Origin of the sequence: Leeuwenhoekiella sp. ZYFB001 (assembly GCF_011784865.1) — a bacterium.
Lineage (GTDB): Bacteria > Bacteroidota > Bacteroidia > Flavobacteriales > Flavobacteriaceae > Leeuwenhoekiella > Leeuwenhoekiella palythoae.
Genome location: NZ_CP050460.1, coordinates 2,090,841 through 2,111,230 on the forward strand (window position 1 = coordinate 2,090,841; position 20,390 = coordinate 2,111,230).

Here is a 20,390-nt window from a genome sequence, read left to right on the forward strand (position 1 = left end):
GAATTAATGCATACGATAATCCTATCAATTTCTTTGCGTTTAAATACGCTTTAAATTGTAACGAATGCTAAAGTTTTGAAACATATAAGTTACAATCAGCAATTACCCAATGGCTTCAAAGCGTACAACCACGATCATCAGAATTTTACTTTTTACAGCAACGTTCATCTCTTTATATTTTGTTCCCTGGCCTATTGTAAGTGCCTGGATCAAACCCTTACCAGACACCATTCAAGAGCAAGTGGATAAAGCTCCAGATTATGGTTTTGACGGTATTATCGTCTATATAGATCAAGGTGCTAAAGCGCCTGCCTGGTATACCGCAGGTACGCACAGTAGGGCAACACAAGAACCCGCGCGTGCCGATGCGTTATTTAAAATCGCAAGCGTAAGTAAATTATACACGGCTTTAGCTGTTACCAAATTAGCAAATAAGGGGCAATTAGATTTAGATCAATCGCTTGCACATTACTTTCCGGAATTAGCCCATCGTATCGAATACGCAGATGAAATCACTATAAAAATGTTGGTGAAACACCGCAGCGGAATACCAAACTTTACAGATATCAATTCGTATTGGGCGCATCCTAAAGATAACAATGAAGAACGTCTGGCTTTAATACTAGATTTACCTGCAGATTTTGCGCCAGATACTGATTACGCCTATTGCAATACCAACTATTTACTTTTGCACGAACTCATTAAAAAAGTAACCGGCCAGCCATCCTTTTGCACCATCAAAAAAGAGATTCTAGAACCTTTAAACCTCAACAACACCTATGGTTCTATACACGATGTTGATCTGGATCGTATAATGAGCGGGTATTACGTGGGCTACGCTCAGGATTTAAAAGCTGATGATAACGATCTGATGCTTGCTACAGCTCAAGATCTGGGCGATTTTCTTAGAGCCCTTAATGACGGAAGCGTTTTCAATAATCAAGAGGAACGGGATTTGTATGCTTCACTCTATGAATTAGAACACACCGGTTTGATCCCGGGCTATCAAAGCATTGCTAAGTATCATAAAGAATTGGATGCGGTTGTGATTCAGTTTACCAATACTGTGGATTTTGAAGGCTACAACTGGAATCTTTCAGAAGTGATGTACAACAGAGTCGTAAAAATTCTAAAACAGAAATCTTAAAAAAGACCTACAAACCCTAAATCTGCACCAACTTATTTTAAATAAATAGTTGAAGTTAAGGGCCTGCACGTCTTTAATTTCTGTTACAGACATTGAGATCAGTCTTGTAAAACTTCCTCAAAATGGTGTTCGAGAAAAGTTGTATAGTCTCGTAAGGCTTTCGGCACATCTGCATTTTTCTCTACATCGTGAAAGTGCTTAGAATCTAAATGTTCTAATCCTAAAAATTGGTTCATTTTATGAAAACCAAACAACACTCCGTCATCAACAGATTTTTGATCGAAAAACTCGCCGGCTAAGGTAAAAGCTTCTTCCGGAGCATTCCAACTCGTAGTGATAATGTACTTTTTCCCGTGTAAAGTACCTCCCGTTCCGTAATTGATCGCAGGATTTTTACGCGTTCTTCCGTCACTCTCGTACATTCCATTCTGGTGGCCGTGGGTTAGAACCTTGTCCAGATAGGTTTTAAAACCAAATGGCAGTTGAAACCACCAAATTGGGGTGTGATAAATAATAAGATCCGCCCAAGTAAATTTCTCAACTTCCTCCTGCAGCTCATACCTTTCAGCAACCTGCGTGGTTCGTACCGTATACCCTTTCTTAGCTGTAAAAAAAGCTTCGGTGGTTTCTAAAAGAGTTTTATTAAAAGCTCCCGGAGAATGCGCAAATGGATGTCCGCCGTTGAGGATTAAAATATTATTCATCAGATTTATTTTTTAATTCGGGACAAAATTAGACGGGGACTAACTATTATAAAAATAATATAAATAATATCTTTGTATAAAATTTTTGATAATGGTAAATCTAGAATGGTATCGCACCTTTCGGGCAATTGTTGAGAAGAAAACCCTTACGCGTGCTGCGGAAGCCTTGTATGCTTCGCAACCCGGAGTGAGCGTCCACCTCAATGCCTTAGAGGCTTACGTAGGCAAAAAGCTTTTTGAACGTACGTCACGTAAAATGATTCCTACGGAAGAAGGAAAACAGCTCTATAATTTTGTGGTGGAAGCCTTAGAGCGCTTAGAGCAAGCCGAGCAGCATTTTAAAAAATCCACTAAAGAAAAAGTGCCTTCTTTGCATATAGGAATGTGTACCGAAACATTTCAGACCATTTTAGAGCCAGAAGTTTCAAAACTGCGCTTCAATCTTGTCGCCAAGTTTGGAGGTCATCAAGACTTAATCAAAGACCTCAACAAAGGCCTCTTGGATCTGGTCATTACACCTAAAAATAACCACGCCAATACACTGGCGGAGTATGAGGCATTTTCTAAAGAGCGCATCGTGCTGGTTGCGGGATCTAAAACTCCGCTTAACGAAGTAAACAAACTTCTGGAGCAACAAGATCTTAAAGCCTTGTCTGCGCATTTAAAACAGCAGATTTGGTATAGTGCATCTAATGAAATGGATCATTTTAGGAGGTTTTGGTATGATAATTTTAAGTCAAGAGCCGACTTTAAACCCAATTACATTTTACCGAACATTGGTTCTATAATCCGCTGTATAGAAGCTGAAAACGGCTTTGCAATTGTTCCTGATTTTCTTGTGCAAGAAGCGATTGCTAAAGGAAGCATTCACTTGGTTTGGCAAGGGATTAAAGAAAGTGCAAACACCTTATATTTTGCCACCCGAAGTGACCTGCAATACAAAGAAGAAGTAAATACGATCAAAGAGGTTTTTAAGCAAAAAATGCAACCCCATTAAGGTGTTGCATTTCTTTTTTAGTGCTACAAAGCGATATCGAGGTAAGCCTCAGCATTTTCAATCTATGGACTACGCCAAAACGTTTCAAGCTAAGATCTGATAAAATTATAAACCCCTTTACCTTCAGCAACCAGAACGGTTTCTTGAAAGGCTTTCATTTTAGTCACCATAATACGATTACCCATACGCACAAGTTTACCTTCAACTGTGAGCGGTTTTGCTTTAGCGCCACGCAGATAATCTATACGTAAATCAATGGTCGCAAGACTGTCATCAGGCGTTTTAAAATTGGCAACACCTATAGCCCCGCCTACGGAGTCCATTATGGTGGCAATAATGCCTCCGTGCCAACGGTTTTTGCGTATGTCGCCAACAAAATCACTTCGATAGGGAACTTCGACTCTGATAAAATCTTGTTCCAGCGTTGTTACTTTTAAGCCTAGAAATTTATGAATAGGTATCTCTTCTTCGGCCAACTTGATCAGTCGCTCTTTAGTTATCGCATCCATATTCTAAAAATACTACTTTTCGCCTCTGGCGGGATAATCATTCTCTAAGATAAAGTCAATAGCTTTAATAAAGGAAGGTAAATAAGGTCTTCCCCAAGGATTGCTGGTGATCGAGGAATAGTAAATTTTATGTTCATTATCGATTAAAAACAAACCGGGTTCACTAAACAGCTCAGGCTCGCCTTCTTTAATACCTTCGCTTAAGTATAAGCCCCATCGTTTGGCAGTTGCTTCAGGTAAATCATAGCCTAAAGTCAGCGCATCAAGTTCCCACTTTTGACGGGAAAGTCTGGCACGCTCTTCAGCATCCATACTAACTGCAGCTACTTCCACTCCACGTTCTTTGAAGTCAGGAAGCAAGTTTTGTAATTCTTGTAAATACTTTTTACAAATTGGGCAATGTAGGCCACGGTAAAATACTACCAACGTAAAATTTTTAGGCTGTTGCGCTTTTAAATTCCACGAATTGGCTCCCAAAATTGGAAATTCTAATTCAGGTGCAAGTTGTTTTGGTGTGGGTCGATTCATAGTCTTTTTTTTTGATTAATAGATGTATCTCAAACTGCTAAAGCCGTGCCTTTAGAAATGCTTTAGCTCTAAATTGGCAAAATTACTAGCCCAAATCAGCTAAGCAAAGAACATTTGGTATTAACTACCTTGTTTTATTCTTTCGGCTAAAGCAGCAGATACTTTTCTTAATCTTTAGCCGTAAAAGAGCGTTTGAACTTACTTTTCATTTAAAATAGGATAGCTTTTTCCGAAATCGTTAGCGAAGTACTTTTATTAGTATATTTAAGTATAAAATATACACTTATGAAAATAGTACTACTATCGCTCTTAACACTTATTGCTTTTAATTCGGTAAGCAACGCTCAAGAAGTACAAACCAACGAAAACGGTGAGCCTCCTTTTGAGCCCAATAATCCTTATGTTCACGACCCGGTAATGGCGAAAGATGGTGATACGTATTATGTTTTTGGAACAGGAGTTGGTATTTCGGTGATGTCTTCCAAAGATTTAAAAACCTGGAAAAAGGAAGCGCCTATATTTAGTGAAGTTCCTGAATGGACTAAAGAAGCTTTACCGGGATTTAGCAATCATATTTGGGCTCCAGATATTATTTTTTATCAAGGCAGATACCACATTTTTTATTCCTGTAATGCCAAGCCCGGCAAACCTCACGCTGCTATAGGCCACGCTTCTACTCCAACTTTAGATCCAGAAAGTTCCGATTTTAAATGGACAGACCACGGGAAAATCGTACAATCCGTAATGGGTCGCGACACTTGGCAAGCGATTGACGCAAATGCAATTATTGATGAGAGCGGCACTCCTTGGTTGGCCTTTGGATCGTTTTGGGACGGTATTGAACTTGTAAAATTAAAAGATGATATGAGTGCAATGGCTTGGCCTCAAGAGTGGCATAGTTTAGCCAGAAGGCCTAGTACCCAACAACCTTATGAGTTCGAATTGACCGATAGTCAGATAGAAGCTGCATTTTTATATAAACATAATGACTATTATTACCTTTTTGTTTCTCTAGATATGTGTTGCCGCGGCATAAACAGTGATTATAAAATAGCAGTAGGCCGTTCAAAAGAACTTACCGGTCCATATATTGACCGCGCCGGATTTACCATGCTCGATGGCAACAGTACCGTGATCGCAATAGGCGATGGAAAACAGTTTGCTGCGCTCGGGCACAATTCCGTTTATGAGATCGATGGTAAAGATTACTTGTTTGCACACGGGTATTCTATACCTGACGACGGAGAATCAAAACTCATTATTACTCCTATTCATTGGGATAATGACGACTGGCCGATAATTGATATTAATGAGCGAATAACAAAATAATCATTAAAATTTTCAGATAAGAAATTGCCACCAATTCCAAAACAAGAAATAAATTTTTCGGCTACAACATTCAAAAAAATTAAAGAACAAAGTACGTACACTACGCAACTTGTTAACCTCGGTCTAGGTTGTATTGCATTTGCCTTACTCCTTTTCTTTATTGATTCTAATACAACACCAGTCAACCAACTAACTGTTTGGATCAGTATAATTGCTCTTACTGGAATGGTATTTTATACAATTTCTTATATCTATCAATTCTTTGATTATGAAAAAATAGAAACTTACGACCGAGGTTCAATTACGATTTTGGAAGAAGGGATTCTCATCGATCATAAGGTCCTTGTTCAGTATGCAGCTATTGAATATTTTAGTCTTCATATTGATGCTTATTATGAGCAAAGGATTAATATGGCAATGCGAACACCAATGGAACAAAAAAGTTTAGGCCTAAAGAATACGATTAGCTTTAAAACAGAAACCGGTAAACTCACGCGCTACTTTAAACTTGAAAATAAACTGCGTAAAGAACTTCTAGAACAAACCCTTTTAAACTTGGTAACCACTAACAGATTTTCGAGGTTAGATGCAAAAAGAACTATCAAACTGATCCCGGAACGTTTCAGAGCACACGGTAGGTAAAAGGAATTTGTAATCCAACAAATTAAAGCAGGTCGCATCAATTGTACCGAAGGCTTACTCCTACACGGTTATTCAAGTGATTCTGAAGCAAAAATGCTCCGATCAAAATATTGCAATTAGTTTATGCATATTTGTCTTTCCAAGACTCATTAAATGCAAGAACAAAACTACTCCCACAAAGGTTGGCAACGTATTTTACTATTCATTATTCCCTATTTATTTGTAGTAGGTCTTTTTCAATATGCGGGGTATTTGATCGCAGGCCTTGATATTACTGACCCTCAACCTACAAAGAGTATCAGTCATCAACTCATCATTAGAGTTTTTGATCTCGTGGGTACCCTATTGGTTTTATATTTTTTTATGACCTTTTTAGACAAAAAACCTTTTGTCGCTCTTGGATTTCAAACACACAAACGACAGCGCGAATTCTGGACAGGGATAGCCATTGGATTTCTGATTATGTTCACGGGGTATAGCATCTTGTATTTTTCTAGCGAAATAACGGTAATCACAACAGATCTAGATGCTACAAAATTGATACAATCAGTGGTGTTTTTCAGTATTATCGCCGTAGTTGAAGAAAGTATTTTCCGCGGTTACATCCTGCGTAATTTAATGCTCTCAATGCCAAAATATATTGCGTTGAGTGTTTCGGCTTTGGTTTTTGCTTTGATGCACGCCTTCAATCCTAACGTGAGCAGCTTTGCACTATTCAATATCTTTTTAGCGGGAATTCTCTTAGGCCTTTCGTATGTGCACACTAAAAATCTTTGGTTCCCGATCGCTTTGCATCTCAGCTGGAATCTTTTTCAATCGCTCTTCGGCTTTAACGTGAGCGGTCAAGGATTCTATTCCGTAGTAAAAATTCAGGTAGATCAGGCAAATGGGCTAAATGGAGGCGCTTTTGGTTTTGAAGGTTCGTATATTGCTGTCATTGCGCAACTAATCACCATTGCCGCGATCGCGATATACTATAATTCAAAAAGTAAAACGGATGCCGTCACAACATCAACAACCGAATACTAAAAATCAAAAATCATTGCTTTTGCTAGCGAGCTCTTTTCTATTAGGCTATGCACTGTTTTCAAATTGGGATATGCTCAAACAGCTGCTTCCCGGTTTTTAATACCGGCCGAAGCACTTACCGTCAGCAAAATGTACAATGTTATTTTGGCTAAAAGAATAACCGTATCTTTGCCGCTTATAACACTATATGACATTTAAAGATTTAGGTCTTATTGACCCCATCCTTAAGGCATTGACCGACAAAGGATATACCCACCCTACCCCAATTCAACAGCAAGCGATACCCATACTTTTAAAAGGAAAAGATCTTTTGGGTTCTGCGCAAACCGGTACCGGAAAAACCGCAGCTTTTACCATTCCTATCCTGCAACAGATCTACAACGGTATTGGTGCTAAAAAAGGGGGACGAAAGCTCAAAGCGCTTATCGTTACACCTACACGTGAACTCGCTATACAAATTGATGACAATGTCACTGAGTACAGCAAATACACGGGTATTAAAAGTACCGTGATTTTTGGAGGTGTTAAGCAAGCCTCACAAGTTTTGGCTATGCGCAAAGGCGTTGACGTGCTCACTGCTACTCCAGGTCGCTTATTAGATTTGGTAAAACAAGGGTTTATAGATCTGGGAAGTATTGAATATCTGGTGCTTGATGAAGCAGACCAGATGCTTGATATGGGCTTTATTCACGACATTAAAAAAATTCTGAAGCTTGTACCGCATAAGCGTCAATCTTTGTTCTTTTCGGCAACAATGCCCAGAGAGATCGTTGACCTTTCTAAACTGATTCTGGGCGATTTCGAAAAAGTTACCATCGCTCCGGAAAAACCCACTGCAGAACGTGTAGATCAGGCGGTATATTTTGTGGGAAAACGTAATAAAGCTAATCTGCTAAAATTTATAATTGAAACCGAAAAACCTCAGTCGCTGTTGGTTTTTTCTCGTACCAAGCACGGTGCCAATAAAATCGTTAAAGTTCTGGATAAAGCCGGAATTCAATCAGCTGCGATTCACGGAAATAAATCACAAGGGGCGCGACAAAAAGCATTGAATGATTTTAAAGATGGAAAATTGCACGTTCTCGTCGCTACCGATATCGCTGCCCGCGGAATTGATGTTTCTGAGCTCGAACTCGTTATTCAATATGATCTGCCTAATGTGCCCGAAACTTATGTACACCGCATTGGTCGTACCGGAAGAGCTAAAGCCAGCGGAATTGCAATTTCGTTCTGCGCAACTGATGAGCGCCCATATTTAAAGGATATTGAAAAACTCATAAAACAAAAAGTGCACGTGGTAACAGAGCATCCGTTTTTAAGCGATGAAGCTTCTGAAGCCGGCCAGGTGAAAGGTGGTGATGCTCCAGAGCAGCCTAAACGCAACAATCGTAATCGTTCTAGAAATCGCAACCGAAACCGCAACAAACCTAAAGGTCAGAACAACAACGGACCAAAAAAGCAGACTGCCCGAAAGCCTAACAAACGTTTTGGCAGCAAGCCAAAGTCTGAGTAACGAGTGCAGAAAATGCCACGCGATTGACAGTATCAATAAAATCCGTTTTAGTAATTCTAGAACGGATTTTTTTATTCGATCTATATTTAGATCTTCAGCTAAAGCAACTATAGAATTCTAACTTTTCCTTTAAATTCTAACGATTATTTAACAGCAAGTGCATCGCATTCTTGGCTATCTTTAATCGTAAATTAATTGATTATTTATTATGAAAAAATACCTTGTATTTAGCTTTTTAGCTACAATACTTTTTACCGCCTGCGACGATACCCGTCAAGCCATGCACGATGAATACTTAGAATTTGTAATGCACACAGACAGTCTTGAAACCGTGCACGAAGCTATGGTTGTATCTCACGAAGCTGTAAAAGCAGATACACGTACGCTGGCGCAAAAACTTAAAGATGTTGAGGCCACAGACTCTATCGCAATGGCAGATGTACAGGAACATCAAATGCAATTGAAAGCGCAAGCGACCAGCCTCGCTAGACTCAAAAAATTGATTGAAAGCCACGCCGATGTAAAAGGTTACTTTATGTCAGACAGCATTTCGGTGGAGCAAATGGAGCAACAACTATTGGATATGGAAGCCAATAACGAAGAGATCGCTGCTCGTTTAAATCAGATCAAAACCGAATTACAAAAAATTGAAGCAGAGCAAGAGATCCTAAAAAATCAGGATTCTGAAGAATAACAAATTATAACACCTGTATTTTTCGATTTTCTAAAAAATAACTGGCAATAACTACAAGTCCGTTGAAATTGTTTTCAACGGACTTTTTTATGGCGTAACAGCGACTTTTCAGCATTAAAAAAGAGGAGTTTTTAGTAACTTCAAAGATTTAATCATTCCATATCAATAGAATTTCAATTCATGCTGAAAAACATTTTCGAGCTACTAATTATTAGCATTTTAAGCCTCTCACAGGTTTTTAGTCAAGAAGACAACAAAGACCCTAAAGCCTGGACTCCAGAAGATATTGTTTACACCGAGTCTATGCGCTCGCCTGTTTTTTCGCCAGACGGTACTATGGTGGTCTGGAGCAAAAGCAAGGCGGTAAAGAAAAAAGATCGTTTTGTTGCTGATCTTTATTTGACGCGTCTGAGTTTAAAAGAAGACGATTCCTTTCTCACTACCCAACTTACCTACGGTGACGATAGCGATTACAGCCCTATATTCTCTAAAGACGGAAAATCACTATATTTTTTGAGTTCGCGAGACAAAGGCAAAAAACTTTGGAAACTCAGCCTTTATGGTGGCGAAGCCGAAGAAATCCACGAGTTTGACAACGGTATCTCGAGCATTCAGCTTAAAGATGAAAACACCTTGTTCTTCACTGCTAAAAACGGAAAAACATTATACGATCTTGAAGCAGAAGAAAAAGAAGATGATGTTCAGATCATTGAAGATTCGCTGCACTGGCAGCCAAGTCACATTTATGCATTTGACCTTAAAGAAGACCAAATTACCAGAATCACCGATAATGAAAAACCCATACGCAGCTACCAACTTTCGCACGATGGCAACTGGTTATATTATACCATCACACGCAGTTTGAGCTATGGCGCAGATGCACAGAAAGATCCGTACAGCTATCTTGTAAACCTTAAAACTGACGCCAAAAAGCAAGTCTTGCAAGACTTTGAATTCCCTATTTATGACGTACAATTCACGGCTGATGATAGCGGTTTTTATTTCGGAACCGGCTTTTCTTCAGATCCTGAATGGAATGGCGCCGGGATCACCGAACTGTATTATTACGATTTGGCTTCGGCTAAAGCGACCAAAGTGGATCTTGATTGGGAACTTGGTGTAGGTGGCGGCTATACCGTGGCGGGGAATGACGTGATCGTTTCATTAGCCAATAAAGCCACAATGAAGCTTGCCTATTACACCAAAAAAGGAACGAGCTGGTCACGCTCAGAAATGGATTATGATGACAAGAACGAGCACGTAAGTCTTAATGCAATTGCTAACGATGCTTCTAAGATCATGTACTCCTACTCTACCGCTTCAAAACTTCCGCAGTACTTCGTTGCAGATCTTAAAAAAGCTAAAGTTAGCAACGAAGAAACGTTCATCACGCTGAACAAAAAGCTTGAAAAAAAGTATATGCCTAAAAGCGAAATTATGACGTGGACGGGTTATAACGGTGATGAAGTAACCGGAATCTTATATTACCCAAACGATTATCAAGAAGGAAAGAAATATCCCTTGATGCTCAATATTCACGGCGGTCCATCAAGTCAAGATACCGATGAATGGTCGGGCAGCTGGGCATATTACCCTTCGATACTTACACAGAAAAATATGTTTGTGCTGATGCCTAATTATCACGGTTCAACCAATCACGGTCTTGAATATACCGAAGCGATAAAGGGCAATTATTACGAACCGGAATTAGAAGACATCACTAAAGGGATCGACAAACTTGTTTCCGAAGGCAAAGTAGATCGGGATCAAATGGGAACTATGGGTTGGTCTAACGGGGCGATCATCACAACGATGCTTACGGTCAAATATCCTGATATGTTTAAAGTTGCTGCGCCGGGCGCCGGCGATGTGAACTGGACATCTGATTTTGGCACTTGCCAGTTTGGAGTGAGTTTTGACCAGAGTTATTTTGGGGGTGCACCTTGGGACGATACCAACGGCAAAACCTATAACGAGAACTACCTCATCAAATCTCCCCTTTTTGAGATTGAAAAGATTAAAACGCCGACTATCATTTTCCACGGAAGTGAAGACCGCGCGGTACCACGCGATCAGGGTTGGGAGTATTACCGCGGACTACAGCAAGTTGGTAAAACGCCGGTGAAATTTTTATGGTTTCCGGGGCAACCTCACGGTTTAGGAAAGATCACGCATCAGCTGCGCAAAATGAAAGAAGAGATCGCCTGGATCGACACCTACCTTTTTGATAAAAAACCTACAGATAACGAAGCCTTTAAAGAAGATAGTCCCCTGGCGGAAATATTTAAGCTTGAAGAAGCCCAACAAGTAAACGGGCTGTATGGAGTTTCAAATAAAGGAATGCTGATTCCGGAAACGGTTTCAGTTAAAGAAGACTCCATCAGTTTAGGACGTTTTGAAGTTACCAACGCGCAGTTTAAGGCTTTTAAAAACACATTCTCTTTTGAAAGCGGAAAAGACAATTATCCGGCCGTGGTTTCCAAAACAGATGCTGAAAACTATGTGACTTGGCTTTCTCAACAAACCGGAACCACCTATCGCTTACCCAATGCTAAAGAAGCTGAAAAACTTCAGCAAAAAGCAGCAAAAAGATCTAAAGGTCAAAACAACTTGAATACTTGGGCGGGATACGACCTCACCGCAGATGATGCTGACCTTTTGCTTCAAAAAGTTAACAGCTTAAACTATTCCCTTTTAAAGCCGGTAGGTTCTAATAAAAGTGTAAAAGTTGGCGAAGCAACAATCTATGATCTGGGAGGAAATGTCGCCGAATACAGTGCCACAGGAACTTATGATTATAGTGCTTATGACTTTGCAGATCCTTACGATCAAAAACCGGTAAAGAGTGAGCACGTAGGCTTTCGAGTAGTAAAAAAATAAATAAAATGCAGTTATAAGGCATTCGTTAGAAACAGCTATTAAATGTTAGGCAAGCCAAAGGGTTTGATATCCTTTGGCGACGCCAATAAATTTTATCAATCAAATCATGAAAATCACAAAGTACTTTTTAAACTTCATTCTTTGGACAGTTTCGATCACGGCGGTGGCACAGATCAATCAGACAGACACCCGGTTAATGAGCGAACCGGCCATTAGCGATAGCCATATCGCATTTATCTATGCCGAAGATCTTTGGGTTGCGAACCGTAATGGATCTCAACCACGACGCCTAACCATCGACGAAGGCGTTGAGTCTAATCCTATTTTTTCACCAGACGGTAAAACGATTGCTTTTAGTGCAGAATATGATGGCAATATGGATATTTTCAGCGTGCCGGTTACCGGTGGTGTCCCTACCCGATTGACTTATCATCCGTACCCGGATATCGCTCGGGATTTTACACCTGACGGAAAAAATGTTGTTTTTGCATCGCAGCGTACCTTATTTACTAATCGCTATACTTCGCTGTTTACAGTGGCTCTAGATGGTGGTCCGGTTTCAGAATTAGAGATCCCAAATGCATATTGGGCAAGCTATTCTGATGATGGAAAGTACATCGCGTATACGCCAATTCCTGATCGGTTCAACCAATGGAAACATTACCGTGGCGGAACGCAAACTCGCATTTACATCTACGATACCACTACGCAAGAAGTAGTAGAAATCCCAAAACCGGCAGCAGGAAGCAACGATGCGCAACCGGAATTTATAGGAAATAGTCTGTATTTTAGAAGCGATCGCGATGGAGAATTCAACCTTTATGCTTATGATCTGGCTTCAAAACAAGTGAGTAAGTTGACCGACTTTAAAGATTTTGGTCTGGAAGATTTAGAAGCAAGCAGCGATGGGATGCTGATTTTAGAGCAAGCCGGATACTTGCACACCTTTAATCCTTCCAACCAACAACTTACCAAGTTTAAAATAGGTATTGCAACCGATTTGCTTGAGCTACGTCCGCGTTTTGTTAGTGGAAGTTATTATGTACGCAGCGGCGGTATTTCGCCTTCCGGAGCACGTGTGGTGGCTGACTTTAGAGGAGAAATTGTAACGCTTCCTTCGGAAAAAGGAGATATGGTTAATCTTACCCAAACTCCCGGAGTTCACGAGACCTTCCCAAAATGGTCGCCGGATAGCAAGCATATTGCTTATTTTTCTGATGCCAGCGGCGAGTATGCGCTGCATATAAAAGATCAAAACAGCACCGATGCAGCCAAAGCGATCGCCCTTGATGGCACCGGATTTTATGCGCACCTGCACTGGTCTCCAGATAGTGAAAAAATCGCTTACGTAGATAACGGTAGAAACTTATACATCACCACCGCTGCAACTGGTAAAACCCAAAAAATAGCTCAAGATGTATTGTATCAGCCGGGCGATTACCGGGATTTATTTGGAAGCTGGTCGGCTGACGGAAATTGGCTCGCTTACACCTTGATCACCAACACCAACTTTGAACAGGCTTATGTATATTCGCTTAGCGAAAACAAGTCCTATCCCATTTCAGACGGCTTATCTAACGTGACCGAACCTACCTTTGACCCGAGCGGAAAGTACCTGTACCTTACTGCTTCTACCGATGCCGGTCCGGTGGTAAACTGGTTTGACCAGTCTAATCAAGATATGACTTCGTCAAATGCTTTGTATTTAATTACGCTTCAAAAGGAGGTGAAATCGCCTTTTGCCAAAGAAAATGACGTTGAAAAAATCGCTGAAGCTGAAGAAGAACAAAAGGAAGATAAAAAAGAGGAAAGTGTGCCGACTTTAAAAATTGATTGGGACGGTATTATGGATCGTATGGTTTCAGTACCGGTAGGCACAGGCAATTTTATGTCGCTTGCTGCTCCTAAAGAAGGAATGCTGTACTACATTTCCTATCCTTCCTATGATGCTCCTGCGATGTTGCATCTTTATAATTTAGGCGAACAAAAAGACGAAGAACTTTTTGAGGTAGATTCCTTTGAAATTTCTGCGAGCGGAGAGAAAATGATGTATTACAGTAATGGAAGCTGGTTTGTTTCTGACACCGTGAAAAAATCAGATCAAGGTCCGTTGGCTTTTGATGCGATCAAGGTTAAGATCGATCCTAAACAAGAATGGGAAAACATTTTTAATGAAGCCTGGCGCGTGAACCGCGATTACTTCTATGACCCGGGAATGCACGGTGTAGACTGGGATGCGATGAAAGAAAAATACAGCGTATTCCTTCCTGATGTTCCTTCAAAAAGCGACCTCTACCGCGTGATGAGTTGGATGTTTGCTGAGCTTTCAGTTGGGCATCACCGCTTTGATTATCGAGGCGATTCTCGCGTAGAAAAAGAAAACATCAACGGAGGTTTACTAGGTGCTGATTTTGAGATCAAGAACAACCGTTACCAGATCACTAAAATTTACGGTGGACTCAATTGGAATCCAGATCTGCGTTCTCCCCTTACCGAACCCGGTGTAAATGCCAGCGAAGGCGATTATATCATCAAGGTAAACGGAAAAGAAGTAACCGGTGAAGATAACCTCTACCGCTTTTTTGAAAATAAAGCCGGAGATATTGTGACCCTTACCTTGTCTAGCAATGCCAATGGAACCAATGCACATGACGAAGAAGTAACCACGATCGCTTCAGAACGTGCATTGCGTAATCGCGATTGGGTAGAAGGCAATATCAAGAAAGTGAACGAAGCGACAAACGGCCAGGTAGCTTATGTCTATGTACCGAATACAGCAACGGCAGGCCACGAGTATTTTAAACGCTATTTCTATCCGCAGGCAGATAAAAAAGCGATTATTGTTGACGAGCGCTTTAATGGTGGTGGTCAACTGGCAGATTATGTCATCGACCTTTTAAACAAGCCGATGCAGAGTTATTGGAATTTCAGATATGGTAAGGATATGAAAGCTCCAAGCGCTTCAATCCAGGGACCCAAAGTGATGCTTATTGATGAAACTGCAGGTTCGGGAGGAGATTATTTGCCCTATTTATTCCGAAGAAATAATCTGGGGACGCTGGTAGGAAAACGCACCTGGGGCGGACTCGTGGGCGTTTTAGGCTATCCTGAATTCATCGATGGCGGTTATGTGACTGCGCCTAACGTGGCCTTTTACAATGAAGAAGGCTTCGGAATTGAAAATGTAGGCACGCCACCAGATGTTGAAGTGGAGCAAACTCCAAAAGACGTGATTGCCGGTAAAGATCCGCAGTTAGAAAAAGCGATCGAGATCATCTTACAACAGCTTGAAGAAAATCCGCCGAAGTCGCTTAACACTCCGGAATATCCCGATAAAACCAAAAATTAAATTCATATTGGGTGTTTTTGTTCAAGTAAAGTAGCCAAGTTGAGTAAAACCTCTTTGAGCAACACCAACAAAAACACCCGTTTTTATGGCTATGAAAAACCTATTTCAAACTGTCATTTTATTATTTACAAGTCTTTATTGCTTTTCGCAAACCACTTACGAAGCTGAGATCCTTCAGTTTCAAAAAGACTTAAATGCTGAATATAAAAATCCGGAAGAGTCGCCCTTAACGCCGCAAGAACAAGAGGAATTTAAAGGACATAGCTTCTACCCTATTGATTCGACTTATAGGGTTGTGGCACAATTTCAAAAAATAGAAGATCCGGAAGAGATTCAATTTCCAACCTCATCGGGCGCGATCAAAACCTATGACACCTATGCCCTTGCTACTTTTGAACTGAAAGGGAATACCTATCATTTACCAATATATCAAAGTCACGCGCTCCGTAAAATGGAGGAATACAAAGATTATCTCTTTTTACCCTTTACTGATTACACTAGCGGTGTGGAAACCTACGGCGCCGGGCGCTACATAGATCTTAGAATCCCCGAAGACAACACGATTGTAATTGATTTCAACAAAGCATATAATCCCTTTTGTGCGTACAGCCCTAATTATTCGTGTCCAATTCCACCGGAAGCCAATGATCTAAAACTAGAAATTAAAGCTGGAATACGAGGACCAGAAGGACATTAGCTTACAATTCTTTAACCAAAACCACATTGAGGTAATACATTTTTTCAATACGATCTGGCGTTAGCAGGTATTGATTTTTCATCGTAATATCTACTGCTTTCCAGGTATTCGCTACCGGAAAGATTTTTAGCTCCTCGTGCGTTCCTACAAGACTTAAGGGCAAATCAAAACCTTCAATACAGTTGACGTAGCGGTATTTGATCTGGTTATTTTCAGCATCTACAAAAAGCTCTAAAGTTGGAATCTCGGTCGTAGTCAAATACTGCTCAAAAACTTTAGAATAATCAAAGCCGGCTTTGCGCGAAATATAATCCTGTACCTCACTCCCATCAACGGTTTTATTATGAAAAGTCTGATTCAAACCGGCCAAAATGTTTCTGAACAATTGGTCGTTATTGATGCTGTGGCGAATGCTGTGCAGCATATTTCCGCCTTTGGGGTACATATCACCACTTCCCTGAGCGTTCACGCCATACGCCGGAATAATAGGCGTTTTATTGCCAATCCCTTGTCGAATACCATAATTATATGCATTGGCAGCTTCGGGACCGTAGTTATAATCTATAAAAAGGGTCTCGCTGTAATTGGTAAAGCTCTCGTGAACATACATATCGGCAAGATCGTTTGTGGTGATGTTGTTGCCAAACCACTCGTGACCGCTTTCGTGAATGATAATAAAATCCCAAGTCAAGCCCAATCCGGTGCCTGAGCCGTCACGACCGCGATAACCGCCGGCATAATGATTTCCGTAAGAAACCGCCGATTGATGCTCCATACCAGTATTGTCTACTTCTATCAGCTTGTAACCATCCTCGTAAAACGGATACGGCCCAAACCAATACTCAAAGGCATTCAGCATATTATGCACTTCTTTAGGCATATACTCTTTGGCTTTTTCCAGGTTGTAATCCAGCACCCAATAATTGAGATCAAGATCGCCTTTGACACCGGGATAGACCTCTTTAAAATTCTCGTAATGCCCGATATACGGAATGATTGTATAATTACTTATCGGGTTTTCAACGCCCCATTTGTAACTCGTGGTACCATCTTGATGTTCGGTTTTATCAAGTAAGCGACCGTTAGCTACAGCAGTCAACGCATCAGGAACACGCATCGTTAATGAAGCACCACGATCGGGTTCGTCGCTTTGATGATCTTTATTGGGATACCAGATCGAAGCACCCAAACCTTGACACGTAACAGTCATCAACGGTCGGTCTTTTGCATCTTTTGAAAACGACCAGCCGCCATCCCAAGGAGGTCGTACCGCTACGTGCGGATTTCCACTGAAAAAAATCTTCACGGTATGCTCAGAATCTAAGTCCTGTGGAAGCGTATTAACCCAATACACATTGCCTTCTCTTTTAAATTGCAGTTCGGTTGCATCGTCAAAAAGAATGCGGTCAATCACCAGCGGTTCTTGCAAATCAATCTGCATCACATCAGGATGTTTTTCCTGAACTACTTTATAAGTAATTTGATTTGCCCCGGAAGTAAACTGCTTGTCATAATCGGGTTGCACCTCAATATCGTAGCGCATCACATCCCACCACGCCCGTTGTGGAGTAATGCTTCCGCGTAAACTATCGGCTCTTGTAAATTCTTGTGCGGCCACAGAAAGACTCAAAATAAGTCCGAAAACTGTCAGCAAAATGACTTTTCTATTCAATGTTTAATGTTTTAGGGTAAGTGTGATCGGTTTTGCTTGAAGCGGAATTTTATAAGCACCGCGCACCTTCTCATAGTCTAATGTATATTCCTCTGGAAGGTTTACGTAGGCAAACGGAGTGATTTCAGATTTAGGCGCTAGCGTAAGCTGTACCTCTTTCGTTTTCTTATCAAAGCTAACTTGCTGAACCGCTCCGGCATCTAAAGTGATCCACAAAGCTAACGGCTGAACAAATACAGCATTTTTAGCAGCGGTCGTCAATTGCATCGTAACAGAATTCTTTTCTTCTGTAAGATTTCCGCCGAAGGCTAAATAGCCCAATTCTGCATCTTCAACCAAATACGCCGAAGAATTGATCGCGTAACCATAGAAATTAGAACCGTAATCGCCCGACAGGTAATCGATCTCCAGCGTTGAAGGCCAACTGTGAAAAGCTGCCGCGCCAAAACCATCTTCCGTAATATTAGAAACCGCGCCAAGCAAGCCACCGTAGCCAACCTTCAACAAATGTAAATCCTCAGGATTTTCCCGATAATTGTTCAATACAGGAATCGCATTAAGTCCGGAACCGTAATGATGAATCTGGCGTTCTACACGCGATAATTTACCACCATAAAGAAAATCCCAATAACGGCGAGCATTCCCATTATAAGCCCAGTGTGGCATTGTAGGCATATAGGCTAAAATAGCGCTCAAAGTCACCGCTGCTTTGGCGTCATATCCAAAATAATCAGACCACATATACACCTCTTCCTGCCCCGTAGAATCCCACGGCATCTCGCTACCAAAAGGATAGGCCAAGGACTCCCAATGGTCAGCACGTTTTTTCATTTCGGCTTCAAGCTTGGTGGCTTCTGCTGTGAGTTGCTCGCGTTTTAAATCCTTAAGAACGTGCAGAAAAATACTTCCTTCCATCTGACCAAACTGCGCATAATACGGAGCCTGAGTAGTCATCGCCAGTGTGGTTTGATACGCCTGTTCGAGATACCATTTCCAGTCTTTTTGTGTGACCAGATTATCGTGATAGCGTGACAAGCGGTAGAGCGTCCAATAGGCAGCAACCACGTGCGGATAGTTGTACGATCTACCCGGATCTGCGGCCCCTTCTTTATTCCAGGCCGCCCAGGTATTCCAATTTATCGTGTCGTTATAAGTGCCTGCCGGAAATTCTTCAGGCTCATAATACAACACACTTTTACGCACGCCGTATTTATGTTCGCCCTCAGCATTTTGTAACACACCCCAAACGGTTTGGTTTACAAAATCTTCCAGTTTTGAAACCTGTTCCTGATCAGGCTGAAGGTATTGTTTCATCATTCCGCCTAACCAGCTTCCGGCGCCACCTTCATCGCTCAAACCGGCAATCCAAACCCTTCCGTCTTGCGTAACCTGACGCTTGTTCTGATAATCATACGAAATCAATGAAGGTGCTCTATTGAACAGATCTTCATCGTCATCAAACCACTGCTTGTCAAAAAGGAAATTCCCAAAATCGGCAACCAGTTCACTTTCGGGCTTAATCACTTTATAGTTGATACTTTGCGTTTTTCCATTCGTGTACTTGATCTCAACTCGGGCTCTTCCCCATTGATTTCCGGTAACGGTGTACACATCATACGCATTCATAGCTGCATCTTTCTCAACCGAAAGCGCACCTTCAGGAGTCACTTTGATACTGTTTACATCAGAATTATATTTTAAAAACAGTTTTCCCTGTACATCCTGCGGAAGCACATATCCCGGTACACCAACAGCCACCGGCATATCTTTTTCGGTCAGTTGTTGCTGTACTTTTTTGATTTCCGGAGCGAGTGTTAATCGTACAGAAAATGTTTTGAGTTCGCCTGGTTTTAAGAAACTTGACGTTGGCGTATTCCATTGCTTTACACCTTTCCATTCATCTGAAGCATAAGCCTTGCTGTTGGCCATCCACTCGTGAAACCCTTCAAACACAATACTGCGCGGCGAAGGATCGTCAAGCAACGGGCGATAGGCTTCAAATGGCATATTGTTCTCAGGAAGAACGAGTAAGGTTTTACCTTTTCCGTCTAAGCGTTTTACTTCAAGATAGCCTGCATCCAGCCCGATATACGGATCAAAAAATACATTCTTAGCGTGCGCTTCTTCCAGCGAATTTCCTTCTAAAATATTATTGAAGATCATCGGGATTCCCAACGCGCCCAACTCGATCGGTTGATCGGTTTTATTCTGAAAATCAAACGCCAAGATCAAGTCACCATTGGCTTCGGTATAGTAGCGTATAATGTCAAGCGGAAGATCTTCCGGCAACGTATTGGCTAAATTAGCAGCAGCCAAAGCGCCTTCTTTAGCTATCGCTTCCACAGGTTTTCTGGCAGTCGCGGTTGAGACCGTATTCCATTCATTTGAACCTTCTAGGCGGTATCTAAAATTGATATCTCCTAAATGGTAGAGTCCGTTGCCGGATCTGATCTCCAAGCGGTCTCCGGGAGTAAAATCAAATTCAGAATCTGATTTTGGAGCCAAAGAAGCTACGGTTTGCGAAGCCTTGACCAACTTCAGTATAAATTGATCGGTTTCTAAGGTTTCAAAGCCCGATTCTAAGCCTAAAGTCGCTTCTCGCTCTTTCACCTTATCCCAATATTCCTGGGCTTGTACTCCGGCGGCAATGCCTATAAAAAGAAGAATAAATACCCCTAAGGCTTTTTTATACGTGTTCAT

15 protein-coding genes are annotated in these 20,390 nt (G+C 41.2%); 10 read left to right on the forward strand and 5 right to left on the reverse strand.

Annotated elements, in window-relative coordinates; translation table 11 throughout:
- The first annotated feature begins 109 nt into the window (after positions 1–109).
- Complete coding sequence (locus HCN54_RS09130; RefSeq protein ID WP_167597514.1) at positions 110–1,147, forward strand: serine hydrolase domain-containing protein; 1,038 nt, start codon at positions 110–112, stop codon at positions 1,145–1,147.
- Positions 1,148–1,245: 98 nt separating this feature from the next.
- On the opposite strand, the gene HCN54_RS09135 is transcribed toward HCN54_RS09130, so the two are convergent.
- Entirely contained in the window at positions 1,246–1,851 is a 606-nt protein-coding gene (locus HCN54_RS09135) for an NAD(P)H-dependent oxidoreductase (RefSeq protein ID WP_167597516.1), read from the reverse strand.
- A 91-nt stretch (positions 1,852–1,942) separates the two neighbouring features.
- Between HCN54_RS09135 and HCN54_RS09140 the strand changes: the two genes are divergently transcribed.
- Positions 1,943–2,848, forward strand: coding sequence for a LysR family transcriptional regulator (locus HCN54_RS09140; RefSeq protein ID WP_205881679.1), 906 nt, complete (start codon positions 1,943–1,945; stop codon positions 2,846–2,848).
- Positions 2,849–2,937: 89 nt separating this feature from the next.
- On the opposite strand, the gene HCN54_RS09145 is transcribed toward HCN54_RS09140, so the two are convergent.
- Both HCN54_RS09145 and HCN54_RS09150 read right to left on the reverse strand, forming a co-directional pair.
- On the reverse strand, positions 2,938–3,357 hold the full coding sequence (locus HCN54_RS09145) for a hotdog fold thioesterase (RefSeq protein ID WP_167597518.1): 420 nt from the start codon (positions 3,355–3,357) through the stop codon (positions 2,938–2,940).
- A 12-nt stretch (positions 3,358–3,369) separates the two neighbouring features.
- Complete coding sequence (locus HCN54_RS09150) at positions 3,370–3,885, reverse strand: peroxiredoxin-like family protein (protein ID WP_167597520.1); 516 nt, start codon at positions 3,883–3,885, stop codon at positions 3,370–3,372.
- A 285-nt stretch (positions 3,886–4,170) separates the two neighbouring features.
- Between HCN54_RS09150 and HCN54_RS09155 the strand changes: the two genes are divergently transcribed.
- The 8 genes from HCN54_RS09155 (at position 4,171) to HCN54_RS09190 (ending at position 16,018) form a co-directional block, all read left to right on the forward strand.
- Entirely contained in the window at positions 4,171–5,214 is a 1,044-nt protein-coding gene (locus HCN54_RS09155; RefSeq protein WP_167597522.1) for an arabinan endo-1,5-alpha-L-arabinosidase, read from the forward strand.
- Positions 5,215–5,439: 225 nt separating this feature from the next.
- A complete protein-coding gene (locus HCN54_RS09160; RefSeq protein ID WP_167597524.1) occupies positions 5,440–5,856 on the forward strand; it encodes a hypothetical protein in 417 nt (138 codons plus the stop codon).
- A gap of 153 nt (positions 5,857–6,009) precedes the next feature.
- Complete coding sequence (locus HCN54_RS09165; protein ID WP_167597526.1) at positions 6,010–6,885, forward strand: CPBP family intramembrane glutamic endopeptidase; 876 nt, start codon at positions 6,010–6,012, stop codon at positions 6,883–6,885.
- Between the two features lie 187 nt (positions 6,886–7,072).
- Positions 7,073–8,398 carry a DEAD/DEAH box helicase gene (locus HCN54_RS09170; RefSeq protein ID WP_167597527.1) on the forward strand — a complete coding sequence of 442 codons (1,326 nt, stop codon included), beginning with the start codon at positions 7,073–7,075 and terminating at the stop codon, positions 8,396–8,398.
- Between the two features lie 208 nt (positions 8,399–8,606).
- Positions 8,607–9,092, forward strand: coding sequence for a hypothetical protein (locus tag HCN54_RS09175; protein WP_167597529.1), 486 nt, complete (start codon positions 8,607–8,609; stop codon positions 9,090–9,092).
- 180 nt (positions 9,093–9,272) lie between these two features.
- Positions 9,273–11,972, forward strand: a complete 2,700-nt coding sequence (locus HCN54_RS09180; RefSeq protein ID WP_167597531.1) for a prolyl oligopeptidase family serine peptidase — start codon at positions 9,273–9,275, stop codon at positions 11,970–11,972.
- 106 nt (positions 11,973–12,078) lie between these two features.
- Positions 12,079–15,321, forward strand: a complete 3,243-nt coding sequence (locus tag HCN54_RS09185; RefSeq protein ID WP_167597533.1) for a S41 family peptidase — start codon at positions 12,079–12,081, stop codon at positions 15,319–15,321.
- Between the two features lie 85 nt (positions 15,322–15,406).
- Entirely contained in the window at positions 15,407–16,018 is a 612-nt protein-coding gene (locus HCN54_RS09190; protein WP_240924840.1) for a DUF1684 domain-containing protein, read from the forward strand.
- A 1-nt stretch (position 16,019) separates the two neighbouring features.
- Here the strand turns inward: HCN54_RS09190 and HCN54_RS09195 are convergent, their stop codons facing one another.
- Positions 16,020–17,690: a M1 family metallopeptidase gene (locus tag HCN54_RS09195; RefSeq protein WP_240924841.1), complete on the reverse strand. Its 1,671-nt coding sequence runs from the start codon at positions 17,688–17,690 to the stop codon at positions 16,020–16,022.
- A gap of 3 nt (positions 17,691–17,693) precedes the next feature.
- Positions 17,694–20,390 carry a DUF5695 domain-containing protein gene (locus HCN54_RS09200; protein WP_167597535.1) on the reverse strand — a complete coding sequence of 899 codons (2,697 nt, stop codon included), beginning with the start codon at positions 20,388–20,390 and terminating at the stop codon, positions 17,694–17,696.